Annotated in this window: 13 protein-coding genes; all 13 read left to right on the top strand. The window is 61.6% G+C overall.

Annotated elements, in window-relative coordinates; translation table 11 throughout:
- Positions 1–496 precede the first annotated feature (496 nt).
- The 13 genes from QPK29_RS20230 (at position 497) to QPK29_RS20170 (ending at position 16,518) form a co-directional block, all read left to right on the top strand.
- Positions 497–2,344, top strand: coding sequence for an EAL domain-containing protein (locus QPK29_RS20230; RefSeq protein ID WP_371770886.1), 1,848 nt, complete (start codon positions 497–499; stop codon positions 2,342–2,344).
- Positions 2,345–2,483: 139 nt separating this feature from the next.
- Positions 2,484–4,094 (top strand): methyl-accepting chemotaxis protein, encoded by a 1,611-nt coding sequence (locus QPK29_RS20225; RefSeq protein WP_371770885.1) that lies wholly within the window; start codon positions 2,484–2,486, stop codon positions 4,092–4,094.
- Between the two features lie 78 nt (positions 4,095–4,172).
- A complete protein-coding gene (locus QPK29_RS20220) occupies positions 4,173–5,762 on the top strand; it encodes a methyl-accepting chemotaxis protein (RefSeq protein WP_371770884.1) in 1,590 nt (529 codons plus the stop codon).
- A gap of 259 nt (positions 5,763–6,021) precedes the next feature.
- Positions 6,022–7,020, top strand: a complete 999-nt coding sequence (locus QPK29_RS20215; RefSeq protein ID WP_371770883.1) for an AraC family transcriptional regulator — start codon at positions 6,022–6,024, stop codon at positions 7,018–7,020.
- Positions 7,021–7,329: 309 nt separating this feature from the next.
- Entirely contained in the window at positions 7,330–8,445 is a 1,116-nt protein-coding gene (locus QPK29_RS20210) for an alcohol dehydrogenase catalytic domain-containing protein (protein ID WP_371770882.1), read from the top strand.
- A 37-nt stretch (positions 8,446–8,482) separates the two neighbouring features.
- Positions 8,483–9,013 (top strand): cupin domain-containing protein, encoded by a 531-nt coding sequence (locus tag QPK29_RS20205; protein WP_371770881.1) that lies wholly within the window; start codon positions 8,483–8,485, stop codon positions 9,011–9,013.
- Positions 9,014–9,036: 23 nt separating this feature from the next.
- Positions 9,037–9,549 carry a bacteriohemerythrin gene (locus tag QPK29_RS20200; protein ID WP_371770880.1) on the top strand — a complete coding sequence of 171 codons (513 nt, stop codon included), beginning with the start codon at positions 9,037–9,039 and terminating at the stop codon, positions 9,547–9,549.
- A gap of 21 nt (positions 9,550–9,570) precedes the next feature.
- Positions 9,571–10,308, top strand: coding sequence for an SDR family NAD(P)-dependent oxidoreductase (locus QPK29_RS20195; RefSeq protein WP_371770879.1), 738 nt, complete (start codon positions 9,571–9,573; stop codon positions 10,306–10,308).
- Between the two features lie 221 nt (positions 10,309–10,529).
- Positions 10,530–11,870, top strand: coding sequence for a Rieske 2Fe-2S domain-containing protein (locus tag QPK29_RS20190; protein WP_371770878.1), 1,341 nt, complete (start codon positions 10,530–10,532; stop codon positions 11,868–11,870).
- Between the two features lie 79 nt (positions 11,871–11,949).
- Positions 11,950–13,347, top strand: coding sequence for an amidase (locus tag QPK29_RS20185; RefSeq protein WP_371770877.1), 1,398 nt, complete (start codon positions 11,950–11,952; stop codon positions 13,345–13,347).
- 23 nt (positions 13,348–13,370) lie between these two features.
- On the top strand, positions 13,371–14,384 hold the full coding sequence (locus tag QPK29_RS20180; RefSeq protein WP_371770876.1) for an FAD-binding oxidoreductase: 1,014 nt from the start codon (positions 13,371–13,373) through the stop codon (positions 14,382–14,384).
- An 18-nt stretch (positions 14,385–14,402) separates the two neighbouring features.
- Complete coding sequence (locus tag QPK29_RS20175) at positions 14,403–15,734, top strand: acetylornithine deacetylase (protein ID WP_371770875.1); 1,332 nt, start codon at positions 14,403–14,405, stop codon at positions 15,732–15,734.
- A 31-nt stretch (positions 15,735–15,765) separates the two neighbouring features.
- Entirely contained in the window at positions 15,766–16,518 is a 753-nt protein-coding gene (locus QPK29_RS20170) for an aspartate/glutamate racemase family protein (RefSeq protein WP_371770874.1), read from the top strand.

Raw genomic sequence — 16,518 nt, 5'->3', positions numbered from 1 at the left:
GACGTCTTCATGTAGAGCTTTCTGTCTTAAGTAGAAAATTCTACTTCTAAACGCGCTCTTTTTGTGGGGGGATTACCCAGCCACTTCAGCCGTACCGCCAGTGGCATGCCCGCGCTCATCGCGCCGATAGCGAGTATGCCGGTCAACTGGATGAATACGTCCCGGAAGGAAAAATAGGTGAGCGGCTGTGGCAGCAGTGTGTCCGCGAGGAACCACTGCCCTGCCAGACCCAGCAGGCCGCTCCAACGTCACGACCGAATGTTGCAGGCAATGGATAAGTGTGGCGGTATTTGGATAGTCGCGCAGGATCGTGATCGAGAGAATTCGTATGTACAGGCGGTTTTCTGGCATGTTAACTTTGCGAATTGCTCTATGAACAAGTGTTCCATTATTCCCATGGAGAACCCTAGGCCGGCCGGTCGGCACATAGCGCTTGACTAATTAGAACAGCGACATGCAGCGGATAGAGAGTGGTATCGAGCAAATGGAACAGGTCATGAAAGAAAAGGCCTGGGAAATCGTGCAGCAGTTTTATGCGGAGCTATCTCGGCTGCCGAAGTCCAAGCGCATCCTGGACATACTTTCGGAGGAGGAGTTGCGGCACTTGCAGGCGCACCAGGCACAAAATCTGCAACGGTTGGCCAGCCTGCGCCCGGAGGATTACGCCGAACATGAAGCTATCGCCCTTAACGTTGGACGCATTCACGCCATTGTCGGATTAGACCGGGACGAGCTGGCAAATGGTCGCAGCATACTGATAGAGGTGATCTATCGGCTAGTCAAGGACGACGTGTCGTTGGACGCCATGGCCGTCTACAGCCAGCGCCTGTCGCAAGACCTGGCCTATCAGCTCAAGGCCTATCAGAACCTCGCGGACTCGCAACAGAGTATTTTGCTGGAAATCACCAAAGCCGCCTGGAGTGCGCAAAACTATACTGATCTTATTCAGCAAGCCGTCACCATACTGGCGAACCACTACGACATCGGGGTCTGTGCCATTGGACGCCCGGATGGAAAGGGCGTTTTTCATTTCGAGCACGTTGAGAGCAAACTGAACAAGGGCGCGCTCAACGTCATTAGCTCATTGGAGCCGCCTGCCGTCGTTCATGCCGACGATCCGTCGGGCCAAGGGCCGACAGGCCGGGCCTGGCGTAGCGGCAAGATCGAGCGCGTCCTCAATTTCCAAACACAAAAAAGTCCGCACGATATCCATGCCCTGAAACTTGGCTTGCGTTCGTGTGCGGCCATTCCGTTACGCTCCCCTGATCAACCCATTTCGTTTGCGGTATTGCTGTTATTCAGTGTTTACCCCGGCGGGTTCATCGGTAAACTCCAGGAAACCTTTATCCACCTGATACAGAGCCTCCTGGGTAGTGCCATCGCGCGGCTCAAGATCGAAGACAACTACACGCCGGTCGTTTCCCTCTTAGACCGGCAACACATATCGGCATTACTTCATTCCGATGCACTGCAATTCTACTACCAGCCAATACTCGACCTGCGCTCGGGTAGCGTGACCAAGGTGGAGGCCTTGGCCCGCTTGATGAATAATGACCAGATACTGACGCCAGATATTTTTTTTGCTGCCTTATCGCCCGACGACTTTCTGGAAATGTACGTGCGCGGCTTGAATCGTGCGCTGCTGGATCGTCAGCATTGGCTGGAGCAAGGTATCGATCTGGATGTGTCTTTGAATCTGCCGCCGGCGGCAATGAACGATTTCCGATATCTGGAGGCGACCCGGAATGCGCTCACGATTCATGAATGTTGCCCGGAACGTCTGACACTGGAAATGCTGGAAAACGAATCCTTGGCCCTGTACGACACCCAACAGACGCTGTTATCGCAATTCAAATCGCTGGGCGTTCTGTTGGCGCAGGACGATCTGGGGTCAGGGCACAGCGGACTGACGCGCTTGCGCACGCTGCCAATCGACGGCATCAAGATCGACCGCGGCATCGTCAAGACCCCCGACGACGCCATGGACATCGGCAACGCTCGGGATGCGTTGCGCTTTGCCTATCAGTTGACGCGGTTGGGACACTCCCTGGGCAAATGGGTGGTAGTCGAAGGCATCGAGAATCCTGAGATGCTGGAGGCGATGATGATACTCGGTGTGGATGCGGTGCAGGGCTACACGGTTGCCAAGCCCGTGCCGGCCGACCAGCTGCCCGAATGGGTCTGCGCCCGTTCCGCAACGGCATCCATCCACGCGCTTGATGGCGTATTACCCCGCCTGGCCAGATCCATCATTCGGGAAGAACGCTTGTCCATTGTTCAGTTGTACCGCCAGAACGCCAGGAAGACTTTAGATCGGCCAGTACTCATGGCACTTAGTACCTGACGAACACTCACCCAATTGAAGATCTGCCTGAACGACGTTCGCATGCGGACATTCATTCCGTGTCGGAGGCGGTGCTGCCGCCTCCAAGGACGAAAGCGACCAACTCGACGACAAGCTCGAGGCAACTGCGAGAAATAGCATGCGTAAAAATCTGCCCGTAACCGATACGCAGTATCACATGGAGGATGGCAAGCCGATCGTGTCGAAGACCGATCTCAAGGGAAGAATTACCTACGTCAATCCCTATTTCATCGAAGTCAGCGGATTCAGCAAAGAGGAATTGATCGGGGCGCCGCACAACCTGGTGCGCCACCCGGATATGCCGCCTGAAGCGTTCGAAGACTTGTGGAAGTCCATCAAGGCCAGCCAGCCGTGGACCGGAATGGTGAAGAACCGGCGCAAGAATGGCGACTTCTACTGGGTTGTGGCCAACGTGACCCCCGTGATGGAAAATGGCCGTCCGAGCGGTTACATGTCGGTTCGTACCAAGCCCAGCCGCGCGCAGATCGAGGAGGCAGACCGCATTTACCGGAGGATCGTTGCTGGCAATCCTGATCGTATCGTTATCCGTGAGGGACAAATAGTGCGTTCCGGCCTGGCCGGTCTTTTTTCGGCGTTGAATGATCTGCCAGTGAGCGCGCACATCACGTTCGGGCTGCTGACGATATGTACCTTGTATCTCGCTATGGGCGTCCTCGGCTTCGCAACGTCGAGCGGCCGCGTGGCGTGCGCATTCGCCGGTGTTGCTGCCTTCGGCGTAGCGAGTGCGTCGTTGATGGGGTACTTCCTCCGCAAGTCCGTGGTCACCCCCTTGCGCGGGGCGATCCGCGCCGCGCGCACGATCGCCGGCGGCGATCTGACCAGCACGTTTGAAACCCACCACGGTGGCGACATGGGTCAATTGCTGCGTGCTTTGCAACAGATGAATGTCAATCTTTTGGCGATCGTCGGCGACGTACGCACGAATGTCGATGCCGTCAACGTCGCTACCAAGGAAATTGCCGCAGGCAACATGGACCTTTCGGCTCGCACCGAATCGCAGGCCTCCGGTCTCGAAGAAACCGCGTCAGGCATGGAAGAATTTTCGTCGAGCGCGAAGCTGAACGCGGACCATGCGCAGCGGGCCAACGAACTTGTCGAATCCGCTTCCGCGGTTGCCCTCAGGGGCGGTCAAGCTGTCTCCAGGGTCGGAGCGACGATGGGCGGTATCAGTGCCTCGGCGAAGAAGATCGCTGACATCATCGGCCTGATCGACAGTATCGCGTTCCAGACCAATATCCTGGCGCTGAATGCCGCTGTCGAGGCGGTGCGCGCGGGCGAGCAGGGGCGCGGCTTTGCCGTGGTCGCCTCGGAAGTGCGGAGCCTGGCGCAGGGCTCCGCCGCCGCGGCCAAGGAAATCAAAGGACTGATCGACGACTCGGTTGCGAGGGTCGAACTGGGGAACCGCCTGGTCGGTGACGCCGAGCAAACCATGACGGAAATCGTGGAGTCGGTGCAGCGGGTGGCCGGCATCATGCACGCGATCGCTTTTGCCAGCCGTGAGCAAAGCAGGGGCATTGACCAGGTCAACCGGGTCATCGGCAGCATGGGAGAAGTCACTCAGCAGAACGCCGCGCTGGTGGAACAGACGGTCGCGGTGGCTTCCACCCTGGAAGAGCAGGCGACGCAGTTATCGCAGGCGGTGAGCGTGTTCAGACTGGATAACATGCGGGTACAGCACCGTTTGAACAATCTTCCTGGCGCGAGATGACCCGTCTTCGATCGGTTCGAGTCGTCCCGAGATCGGACCGCCTAGCCCCTTATCGCATAACAATTCCCGGAAAGAAGCATGAATATTACTAATCTGAAAATCGGCACGCGCCTCATTGCCAACAATGTTGTGATGGGCCTCCTGCTGGTCGTCTGTGTGCTCCTGGGTATCACCATGCTGGGCCGTGTCAATGATGGGGCCGCAATTATTGTCACGGACTCGGTGCCGAAGGCAGCGCAAGCCACACAGGCGATGGGCGATATCAATAACATCGCGATCGCGTTGAGCAATATGCTGCTCAACGAGGACAGCGAAGAGAGGAAAAAGCAGCAAGCGAACATCATGGAATCGCGAAAAGGCTTGCGCGAAAAACTTGGTTATTTGAAGCGAACGGTCGATCTTCCGAAAGGAAATGAATTATTGCGCAAAGCGCTGTCTGCTGATGCGCAATACGCGATCTGCACCAATCAACTGCTCACGCTGCTTGCCGCCGGTACCCCGGAGGTGCAGAAGACTTATCTGAACGAGAGGTTTGATCCGGCACTGGTCGCCTACAAGGCGGCGATCAACGACATAATCGGATTCGAGGTGGAGCGCATGAACGCGTATAGCGCACGCGCCGCGACGACCTATGCGAACAGCCGCCTCGTGATGCTCGGCCTGGGCGCTACAGCATTGCTGTTCGCCGCTGTGATGGGCGTCTGGATCACGCTCTCGATCACCCGTCCGCTGAATCAGGCGCTGATGCTGGCCAATACGGTTGCAGCGGGCGACCTGACCAGCCGGATCGAAGTCCGGACCACTGAAGAAACCGGACAGCTCTTGCAGGCGTTAAAGAATATGAACGACAGCCTGATGAAGATCGTCGCTCAAGTGCGCAACGGCACCGGGGCGATTGCCAGCGCCTCCAGCCAGATAGCCACCGGCAATCTTGATTTGTCCTCACGCACGGAGCAGCAAGCCAGCTCGCTGGAAGAAACCGCATCCTCGATGGAAGAACTGACCTCGACCGTCCGACAGAACGCCGACAACGCGCGCGAGGCAAATGGACTGGCACTGCTCGCCTCCGACTTGGCAGTCAAGGGTGGCGCCGTGGTCTTGGAGGTCGTCGAGACGATGAGTTCGATCAACGAGTCGTCCAAAATGATCGTGGACATCATCGGCGTGATCGATGGGATTGCGTTCCAGACCAATATCCTGGCTTTGAACGCCGCGGTGGAAGCAGCGCGTGCCGGAGAGAACGGGCGCGGTTTCGCCGTGGTGGCAGCTGAAGTACGCACGCTTGCGCAACGCAGCGCGGTAGCGGCAAAGGAAATCAAAGCGCTCATCGACAATTCGGTGGGAAAGGTGGACGCCGGGAGCAAGCTGGCGGAACGGGCCGGCGCCGCGATGGAAGAGATCGTCGACAGCGTCAAGCACGTAGGCGAGATCATGGGCAGGATCACTGTCGCTGCACAGGCTCAGACGGCTGGGATTGAACAGGTCAACCAGGCTATCGGTCAGATGGACCAGGTCACGCAGCAGAATGCGGCGCTGGTGGAGGAAGCGGCGGCGGCAGCCCAGTCCATGCAAGATCAGGTGGCGAACCTGGCGAATGTTGTCAGTGTGTTCAAGCTTGATGCGTCGGCGCCACGCCGCGCCATTGCGGCCTCGTCACGCGGCGCTTAGCCCTACATATAGCAAGATTATTTTACGCGGCGCATGGTAGTATTTTCGTTGCATTGACGCGGATCAAACTTAATAACGAAGCAGGAAAAATCGCTGCTCACATCATGCGCGCTGCAAAGTGGGGCGATGGTCCGAGCGATAACTCCGCATTCCACATTTTGTTTTTATGTTAATGTGCGGCGGATCCTGGGCGGTATTTCAATCTGCTCGGAACACTACACCCATAGTTATTGTTCATTATATGTTCAAGAGAGAGACTATGGCGCACAGCATTTTTCCTTCCGTGACTCCGGCCGATTCTGTGTTGTCGGCCTATGGTCTATGTCAGACATCCGATATTGAGGAGGCGCGCTCGATTGGCGAACATATCTTTTGCAAAAACGCCATTTATTCGAGAGATCCCCAGTTCAATACCCGTGTCAACTATCGGCGCGCGGGCAATTTGGGTGTAGGTCGCATGACTTATGGTGGCGAAACCATCATCGACCCGGATGTGATGGAGTCGTTTGCCCTGATCCAGATTCCGATCAGGGGCCGGGAGCTCATTGAGTGCGACGGCACGCCGATCTTGTTCGAATCGGGACAGGGCGCGGTGCTGAACGCGCATGCGCGCACCCGCATCCATCACATGGCGAACACTGAGAAAATCATCGTCCGGGTCGATAACGACGTGATCAAACGCCAGTGCCAGCAGCATCTTGGTCGCACCTTGCAGAACGACGTCGAGTTCAAGACGGGCATGGCGCTGAATACGCCCGACGGCCGCAATTTTGTCCAGATGCTGGCGTGGATGTGCGACGTCCTGTCGAACTCGAACAAGTTGTCGCCGCTGTTGAGCAGACAATTGGAATCGACATTCGTGGGTACGCTGTTGAGCTGCCAGCCGAACAACTACAGCGCGGAATTGCATGAAGACAAAGGACAGTCCATTGCGCCTTCCTTCGTCAAGCGAATCGAACATTACATCGAAGAGCATGCCCATGAGCCAATTTCGGTGGGCGACTTGGCCGAATATGCCGGCGTCAGCACGCGCTCCCTGTTCTCCGCTTTTCGCAGGTTCCGCAATATCTCGCCGATGCACTACCTGAAGGAAGTCCGCCTGCGTCGCGTGCATGACGAACTCCAGCAGGCCCAACCTTCCAGCGGGACCGTGACCGCTGTCGCATTCCGCTGGGGCTTCAGTCATCTGGGCCACTTCACGACCGACTACAAGCGTCGCTTCGGCGAAACCCCATCCGAAACGTTGATGCGTTCCTGACGCGTCCAATCGAGCCGGTACATTACTTCCAGCAAGTTCGTGGGCGCCGCGCGCGCGTGACGAACGAGGCGGCGACTGCCGCCTCCATCGCCGGCTGCACGCGCCGCTTCGGCGCCATCCCACTGAACCATCCGAGGCGTTCCCGATCGCCGGCAATGCGATCGGCATCTCCTTTTCTGCGTTGACGGGATAGAGGTTGCGCCGGCGGGAGCGCCGACCGGCCCCGCGTGCCCTAGCATCGATTCCGGAGCCGGGACTGCGCCGCCGTGCGCGCAGGACTCGAACCTACTACCAGATCAAGGAGACCGAATGAATGCTTCGAAGCAGATAAAAGCCATGCGCGTACATGACGCCAGTGGCCATTTCCAGCTCGACACGGTGCCGCTTCCGGAGCTGTTGCGCCCGACGGATGTGCTCGTCGAGGTCAAGGCGTCCGGCGTCGTGCCCAACCTGCGCAACGTGATCAGCCACTATGGCGAACGTTCTTACCTGACGCTGCCGGACCTGCCCGCGATTTTTGGTCTCGATACCGCCGGTGTCGTCGCCAAGGTCGGTACTGCCGTGACCGGCATCGTGCCGGGCGACCGCGTGTACATCAATCCGGGCCGCTCATGCGGATCGTGCCACGCCTGCCGTAGCGGCGAGCCGACCAACTGTGTCGCGTACACCTTCCAGGGCTATTTCGGCTTCGGACCGAATTCGAAGCAGATCTACAAGCAATATCCGTACGGTGGCTTCGGTCAGTACGCAACGGCGCCGGCCGATGGTCTCGTCAAGCTGCCGGAGGCGGTCAGCTTCGAGCAGGCCGCACGCTTCGGCTATCTGGGTACGGCGTATTCGGGCTTGCGCAAGGCGGGTGTCTGCGCCGGCAAGACCGTCCTGATCAGTGGCGCCAGCGGCACGCTCGGCCTGTGCGCGGTGCAGATCGCGCGGGCGATGGGTGCGGTCAAGATCTTCTGCGTCGCGCGCAACCCCGAATTGCTCGAGCGCGTCCGCGCACTCGATCCGCAGCGGATCCGCACCTTCTCGTATGGCTCCGGTGACGTCGGCGCGTGGGTACGCAGCGAGACGGATGGCGTCGGCGTCGATGCGGTGCTCGACGCGATCGGGCCGGGTGCGTCGCACCAGGTCACGCTCGATTGCCTGCGGTCGCTGGCCCGTGGCGGCCGCCTGGTCGAAGTGGGTGCGATGTCCGATCCGCTGCCGTTGAACCTGCACGAAATCATGTGCTCGCAGATCAGCCTGATGACGTCGCTGTGGTTCACCGTGAGCGAGGGCCAGGACCTCGCCTACATGGCTGCAGCGGGCACGCTGGACTTGAGCGTATTCGACCATCACCGGTATGCGCTGGAGCAGGCGAACGAGGCGCTCGCCGACGCCGAGCAGCGCAAGGGCGGTTTCGTCAACGTGGTGATCGTGCAATAGGCGCACGGCCCACAACAACAAAAATCAGGAGTTTGACATGGTAAGACGTATCGTCACCGGTGAGCGTAACGGCAAGTCCGTAGTCGTGTTCGACGGTCAGGTGGAGAACACGCACGATTACGCGTCGGTGCCCGGTTTTCGCACCACGCTGGCATGGGCTTCCGAGGCCGGAATCACGTTGCCCTTCGACGGGCGCGACCCGGTCGCCGGCATCCAATCGATGTTGCCCGCGCCGCAAGGCACGCGCGTGATCGTCGTGCAGTGCCCGCCCGACAGCGTGATGGCCGCGCCGGGCTTCGACGGTGCCGCGGCCGGCGCGGAATATGCGAAATACCTGCCGGGCCTCGCCGAGACCTTTGATACCGACGGTTCCGGTTTTCACCGCACGGCCACGGTCGACTACGACGTGATCCTGTCCGGAGAGCTGTGGCTCGAGCTCGACGATGGCGAAGTCCGCCACCTGAAGGCCGGGGACGTCGTGATCCAGAACGGCACACGCCACGCATGGCGCAACCGGACCGAAACGCCGGCAGTGATGCTGTCCGTGCTGATCGGCGCCGCAATCTGACCGCCCGACGCAGGAGCCTTCACATGTCACATCATCACGCACATGCGGATCCGGGCGAATTCGACGAGAACGCCGCCGAGCGGCTCAAGTGGAACGACGCGATGTTGCTCGGCCATGGCCCGACGGACCACGCGCATCAGGAATTCGTGCATGTCGTCAAGGCGCTTGCCGCATGTAACGCGGTAACCGCCCTCGGCTGCCTGCAGGCGGTCGAGGCCCATCTGCTGTCGCATTTCGAGTCCGAGCGGCAGTGGATGGTGCAGACGGACTATCCGAACATGGATTGTCATCTCGATGAACACCAGAAGGTCCTCGACACGGTGCTGGAGGTGAACCGGCTTGCGAAAGCGGGGCAGGTCGGCCTGCGCGACGTGCGGCGCCTTGCCGCCGCGCTCGCCGACTGGTTTCCGAAGCACGCAACGTACCTGGATTCCGCGCTTTCCGCATGGATCACCAAACGCAGGCATGGTGGCGCACCGGTGATTCTGCGGCGCGACATACGAACCGGCGTACAGCAAGAGTCGATCTTTGCCTGATGGACGGCGGACCGTATGCTGATGAAGGATAAGGTAGGACTGGTGACAGGCGGCGGCTCCGGCATGGGACGCGCGGCCGCGCTCGCCCTCGCCGCTGAAGGCGCGACGGTGGTGCTTGCCGGCCGCACCGAGGACAAGCTTGCCCTCGTGCGCGACGAGATCGTCGAGGCGGGCGGCAAGGCCGAGATCAAGACGATGGACGCTGCGCGCCGTGAAGACAACGAAGCGCTCGTGCAGTTCGTCGAGTCGCGTTTCGGCCGTCTCGATTTCGCGTTCAACAATGCCGGCGGCCACGCCGATTTCAAACCGATCCACCGCACTTCCGTCGAGGAGTCGGAATGGGTCATCGACCTCAACTTCAAGGGCGTCTATTACGGCGTGAAGTATCAGGTCGAGGCGATGTTGCGGGCGGGTGGCGGTGCGATCGTGAACAACGCGTCGATCTTCGGCCTGCGCGGTAAGAACGGCATTGCCCACTATGTCGCGGCCAAGCATGCGGTGATCGGTCTCACGAAGTCGGTCGCGCAAGAGTATGCGGTCCGGAACATCCGCGTCAACGCGGTGTGCCCCGGCGCGACACAAACGCCGAACTACATGCGCTCGACGGGCGGTGACGTCCACCTGCTCGACGACATGATCCCCATGCGCCGCATTGGCCAGCCGCAGGAAGTGGCCGGGGCCGTGCTTTACCTGCTGTCGGACAAATCCGCCTACGTGACGGGGGCGACGCTGTCGGTCGACGGCGGCATGACGGCCTGATAGCGCACGGCGCATCATATTCAAGGGCCGGGTCCTGTGCAAAACAGGGCCCGGCCCTTGTCCGTTTCCGGCCCGGGGTCGATCCGCACAGGGCCGTGTTTTTCTGCATTGACGGGATAGTGAGTTCACCTACGGGAGCGCCAGCATGGGTGCCGCTACGTACCATGGAATCACCGCTTCGCACAGGACGAAGCATTTTCCCCATATAGTAGGAGACTCTCATGGCAGATAAACCCGTTGTCCGCCGCCGCGTCGTCAAGACCGGCATCAGCGAAGAGCGCGCCAACAGCAGCAAAGTCCAGAGCCAGTACCAGCCGTACAAGGACGCGGCCTGGGGCTTCATCAATCATTGGTACCCGGCCTTGTTCAGTCATGAACTGCCGGAAGACCATGTCGAAGGCATCCAGATCTGCGGCATTCCCATCGTGTTGCGTCGGGTGGACGGCAAGATCTATGCGCTGAAGGATCAGTGCGTGCACCGCGGCGTTCGCCTGTCGGAAAAGCCGATGTGCTTCAACAAGGAGACGATCTCCTGCTGGTACCACGGTTTCACGTTCGACCTCGAATCCGGCGTGTTGTCCACCATCGTGGCCAACCCGGAAGACAAACTGATCGGCACGACCGGCATCACCACCTATCCGGTGCGGGAAGCGGCCGGCATGATCTTCGTGTTCGTGCGCGAAGACGATTTCCCCGACAGCGACGTGCCGCCGCTGTCCGACGACCTGCCGTTCCGCTTCCCGGACAACAGCGAACGCTTCCCGCACCCGCTGTGGCCGGCCGCGCCGAGCGTACTGGACGAAAATGCCGTGGCGCTGGGCATGCACCGCACGGGCTTCGGCAACTGGCGGATCGCTTGCGAGAACGGTTTCGACAATGCCCACATCCTCGTCCACAAGGACAACACGATCGTCCATGCGCTGGACTGGGTCCTTCCCCTGGGCATCCTGCCGACCAGCGACGATTGCATTGCTACGGTCGAGGACGACAAAGGTCCCAAGGGGCTGATGCAGTGGCTATTCACCGACAAGTGGGCGCCCGTGCTCGAGAACGAAAAGCTGGGGCTCAAGGTGGAAGGCATCAAGGGCCGCTACTACCGCACCTCGGTGGTGCTGCCGGGCGTGCTGATGGTCGAGAACTGGCCGGAAGAGCACGTGGTGCAGTACGAGTGGTACGTGCCGATCACCGACGACACGCACGAATACTGGGAAGTGCTAGTGCGCGTGTGCCCGACCGACGCGGATCGCAAGAAATTCCAGTATCGCTTCGACCGCGTCTACAAGCCGCTGGCGCTGCACGGCTTCAACGACTGCGACCTGTATGCCCGCGAAGCGATGCAGAACTTTTATTCCGACGGCACCGGCTGGAACGACGAGCAGCTGGTGGCGACCGACGTGTCTCCCATCACCTGGCGCAAGGTCGCGTCGCGCTGGAACCGCGGCATCGCCAAGCCCGGACGTGGCGTGGCCGGCGCACTGAAGACAACCAGCTTGCGCTTCAAGGATACGGCCGACGGGCTGCGCCCCGGCTACAAGGTGCCGAAGATCCCGGACGAAGAGTAAGCCAGGCACGGGACCGCGCCGGCGCGCGCGGTCCCGTTTCTCTGGTCCCGCCTGTCTTCTTCCGAGGCATGGAGTGAGCATGGAAAACGAATTGCACTATCTGGAACTGTCCGAGCTGTCGCAGCTGATCCGCACCGGCAAGGTGTCGCCCGTCGATGTCACGCGGGCGCAACTGGCGCGCATCGAGACGCTCGACGGCAAACTCAATAGCTACGCGCATGTCGCGGCGGAGCAGGCGTTGGCACAGGCGCGCCGGGCCGAGGCCGAACTGGCGCGCGGCGAGTATCGCAGCGCCTTGCACGGCGTGCCGATCGCGGTCAAAGACCTGTTCTGGACGCAGGACATGCCGACCACGGCGGGCACCACGATCTACCGCGGCTTCGTGCCGCCGGAAGACGCGACCGTGGTGCGGCGCCTGAAGGACGCGGGCGCGGTGATACTCGGCAAGCTGCGCATGACCGAGGGCGCGTTCGCCATCCATCATCCCGACTTGCCGGCGCCGGTCAATCCCTGGGGCGCGGCGCACTGGGCCGGCGCCTCGTCCAGCGGCAGCGGCGTCGCCACGGCCGCCGGCCTGTGCTACGCCGCGCTGGGTACCGACACGGGCGGTTCGATCCGCTTCCCTTGTGCGGCCAACGGCCTGACCGGCCTCAAGCCGACCTGGGGCCGCGTGAGCCGGCACGGTGTGTTCGAGCTTGCGGCCAGCCTCGACCATGTCGGTCCCATGGCGCGCAGCGCCAGGGACGTGCTCTACATGCTGTGCGCCATCGCTGGCCACGATCCCAAGGACCCCACCTCGCTGCCTGGCGCATGCCAGGAAATCCCGAGGATCGAGGAAACGTTCCAGGGCTTGCGGGTCGGCGTGGACGAGTCATGGCTCAGCGATGGCGTCGATCCGGCTATCCAGCAAGGCCTGCAGCAGATCATGGCGTTCGTGCGCGAAGGCGGCGGCGTCCTGCAAAGTGTGCGGATGCCCGATACCCGCGCCGTCAGCACGAACTGGGAACAACACTGCGGCGTGCAGACCGCGATCGCGCACGAAGCCACTTATCCGAGCCGGGCCGCCGAATACGGCCCGGCCTTGAGCCGGCTGATCGATGGCGGGCGTGAACTGAGCGGCCTCGCATACCAGCGCATCCTGCTGGACGCGCAGCGCTTCACCGGCGCAGTCGACGCCGTGCTCAACCAGGTCGACCTGTTGCTGGCGCCGGTGCAGCCGTATGCCGCGCCGACCTACGAGCAGCTGGCCGACCTCGCGCTGGATCCCGAGGCGAATCGCCGGCTGATCCAGTTCACGTCGCCGTTCAACGTGAGCGGGCATCCGTGCCTGAGCCTGCCTTACGGCTGCACGCAGCAGGGCTTGCCGCTGGGCGTGCAATTCATCGGAAAAAAAGACGCGGAAGCCGTCCTGTGCCGCGCCGGCATGGCCGTGCAGCGCGTCAGCGACTGGCACAAGCAGCATCCGCCCGGAATCTGACTTTCACCGTAATGAGAAACACCATGCGTAATGTCACACTTAACTATGCCGACGGCGTCAGCCGCAGTTTCGAAGTCGCCCCCGGCGAGCTCATCCTCGATGCCGCCATTGCCGCCGAGGTTCCCGTGCTGTACCAATGCCAGTCGGGAAGCTGCTCCTCCTGCACGGCCACGCTGTCGTCGGGCGACGCGCATACCCGCGCAGGCGCCAGCTCGACCCTCCTGGCCAGCGAGGTGGCCGCAGGCACCCGCCTGTTGTGCGTATGCGAAGCCAACTCGGACTGCAGCTTCGACGTCAGCTACACCAGCGAGGCAGGCGCCAGCGTCGCGCACGAAGTCCATGCGTTCATCGATTCGATCGAGAAGATCGCCAGCAATGCCGTGCGCCTGACCGTGGAACTGGCCGAAGGCGAGTGGATGGCATTCCATCCGGGCCAGTTCATGCAGATCGAAGTGCCGGGACTGGGCGTGCTGCGCAGCTATTCGCCATCGAGCGTGGGCACCGATCTACCGAAGATGACGTTCCTGATCCGCATCCTGCCCGGCGGCGCCATGTCCAACTTCCTGTCGACGGTGGCCGAGCCGGACCAGGTGCTCAAGCTGGCCGGTCCGTATGGCTCGTTCTTCCTGCGCGAAGAGAAAAAGCGCGCGCCGCACATCTTCGTGGCGGGCGGCACCGGGCTCGCGCCGATCCTGTCGATGATCGACACCCTGCGCCAGACCGGCGGGCGCAAGCCGCCCATGCTGCTCAGCTTCGGCTGCGCGACGCCGGACGCGCTGTTCTGCTTGGATGACATCGAGTTGCGCAAGCAATGGCTGCCGACGCTCGAAGCGCGCATCTGCGTGGACCGCGATCCGCTCGAAGGCATGCATCACGGTAATCCGGTCAGCGCCTTGCGCGCGGGCGACGTGACGCCCGACACCATCGCTTACCTCTGCGGCCCGCAAGTCATGATCGACGCCGCGACCAAACGCTTGATCGAGCTGGGCGCGGACCCGGCCAACATCTACAGCGAACAATTCACACCGAGCAATTGAGAGCACAAGGAGCCGACCATGCTGCCCGCCACCACTCCCGTCCCGTTTTCCGCCGAACAGAAGCAATGGTATGAGCAGGCCTGCGCGAAGATCGACCCCAAGCGCCTGCAACGACTGCTGTTCGACCTGACCGACATCCACAGCCCGACCGGCGCGACCCGAGCGGCCAGCGAATTCATGGTCGCGCACCTGGACAAGGTCGGCTTCGAGGCCGGCTACCAGCCCCTGACCGAGACCAGCGGGAACGTCAAGGCGCAATACAAGGGATTGGGCGGCGGGGCGGCGGTGATGCTGTACGCGCCGATCGACACTCACCTCGAATGCACGCCGGAAGAACGCGCATTGCTGACGGGGCCGGCCACCGAGGCCGACATGCAGCCGCGTGCGCAACAGGTCGACGACTGGGTGTTCGGCCTGGGCGCATCGAACCCCAAGGGCATGATCGCCACGCTGACCGAAGTCGCGACCGCCCTGATCGAGGCGAAGGTGCCGCTGCGCGGCGACCTGCTGATGGGCATGGCCGATGGCGGCATGCCGGTGGACATCTCGGCGCGCCAGCATGCCGGCATGTCCGGCGGCGTGCTGCATTTGCTGAACCGCGGCATGTATCCCGACTTCGCCATCATCATGAAGCCGTGGAACTGGGTCTACCACGAAGAGCCCGGCATGGCCTGGTTCAAGCTGCGCGTGTACGGCACGCTCGGTTACGCGGGCGTGCCGCACGACATTCCCGGTTTCCGCAGTTCGGTCGGCGCCACCGCCACCGTCATTCCCGAACTGGAACGATGGATCCTCGACTATGCCGAGAACAACACGTCCGGCGTGATCAAGCCGCACGGCTGGATTGCCGGCGTGCGCGGCGGCGATCCCGAGCGTCCCGCGTTTCCGTCCTTCCTCACCGAATTGTTCTTCGACGTGCGCGTCAATCCGCGCATGTCGCCGGCCGACGTGAAAGCGCAGTTCGCGGCCTTCGTCGCGGACCTCAAGGCGCGTCGCCCCGAACTGGACATGGACTGGGAGATGTACGGCTCCACGCCCGGCGGCACCACCGATCCCCAAAACTGGATCATCCAGTCGTGCAAACGCGGCTGGGAGCACATCGAAGGCCGGCCGCACGGCACACCCGACTGGCTGGCCGGCCAGACAGATGGCGCGGCCCTACGCCGCTGGGGCGTGCCGACCGCGCGCATCGGCTGGCCGTGGCCGGCGCAAGGCGCGCCGCTGCCGGTCGCCGAAGGCCTGGGCGGCATGGGCGCGACCTACATTCCCGAGCTTCTCCCCTGCGCCAGGAAAGTCATGTATGCGCTCATCGATACCCTGACGCGCTCGCGCAGCGAAGTGGGCTTGTAGGCCTCGCATCAACGATAACAGGAGACACGCCATGAAAAAGAAACGTATCAAGCTCATCGTCCCCGTGCCGATGAATGAACAAACGAAGGCCATGTTCGCGTCCCAGCTGCCGCCGGGCATGGTGCGCGACGACATCGAAGTCGAGTTCGTGAGCGCCGGCCGTGTGCTCAGCCTGGGCGACAGCTATTACGACACGACGCTGATGGATGCCGCCGTGGTGGCCGCCGGCCTGAAGGCCGAGGAAGAGGGCTTCGACGCGGTCTGCATCAATACCGTCAGCGATTCCGGTCTCTATGGCTTGCGCTCGCGCCTGTCGATTCCCGTGATGGCGCCAGGCCAGAGCGCATTCCACCTCGCTTGCACGCTGGGGCACAAGTTCAGCGTCCTCACCATGTGGCCGCAGTGGTTCGCGCTCTACCGCAAGACGCTCAAGGAATACAACCTCGAGTCCCGCCTGGCATCGATACGCGCCATTAACGTGCGTCCGGATACGGAGTCCTTATTGCAGGGCAAGGAGGAAGTCGTGTTCGGCAAGCTGCTGGAACAGGCCCGGCTGGCCATCGAGGAAGACGGCGCGGACGTGCTGGTGCTCGGCTCCACCACAATGCATCAGTCGCATGCCTTCCTGGCGGCGAACTTGCCGGTGCCGATCCTCAACCCCGGGGTGATCGCGTACAAGATGTGCGAAATGCTGCTCGACCTCGGCATCGCCCACAGCAAGACCGCTTTCCCGAGTCCGGAAGCGATCAAGGATGACGCCTTTCGTGTTTTATCCGGCATTTGA

The sequence above is a fragment of the Massilia orientalis genome (genome assembly GCF_030411975.2).
Classification (GTDB): Bacteria; Pseudomonadota; Gammaproteobacteria; order Burkholderiales; family Burkholderiaceae_D; genus Telluria; species Telluria orientalis.
This window is presented reverse-complemented; position numbering and strand designations above follow the sequence as displayed.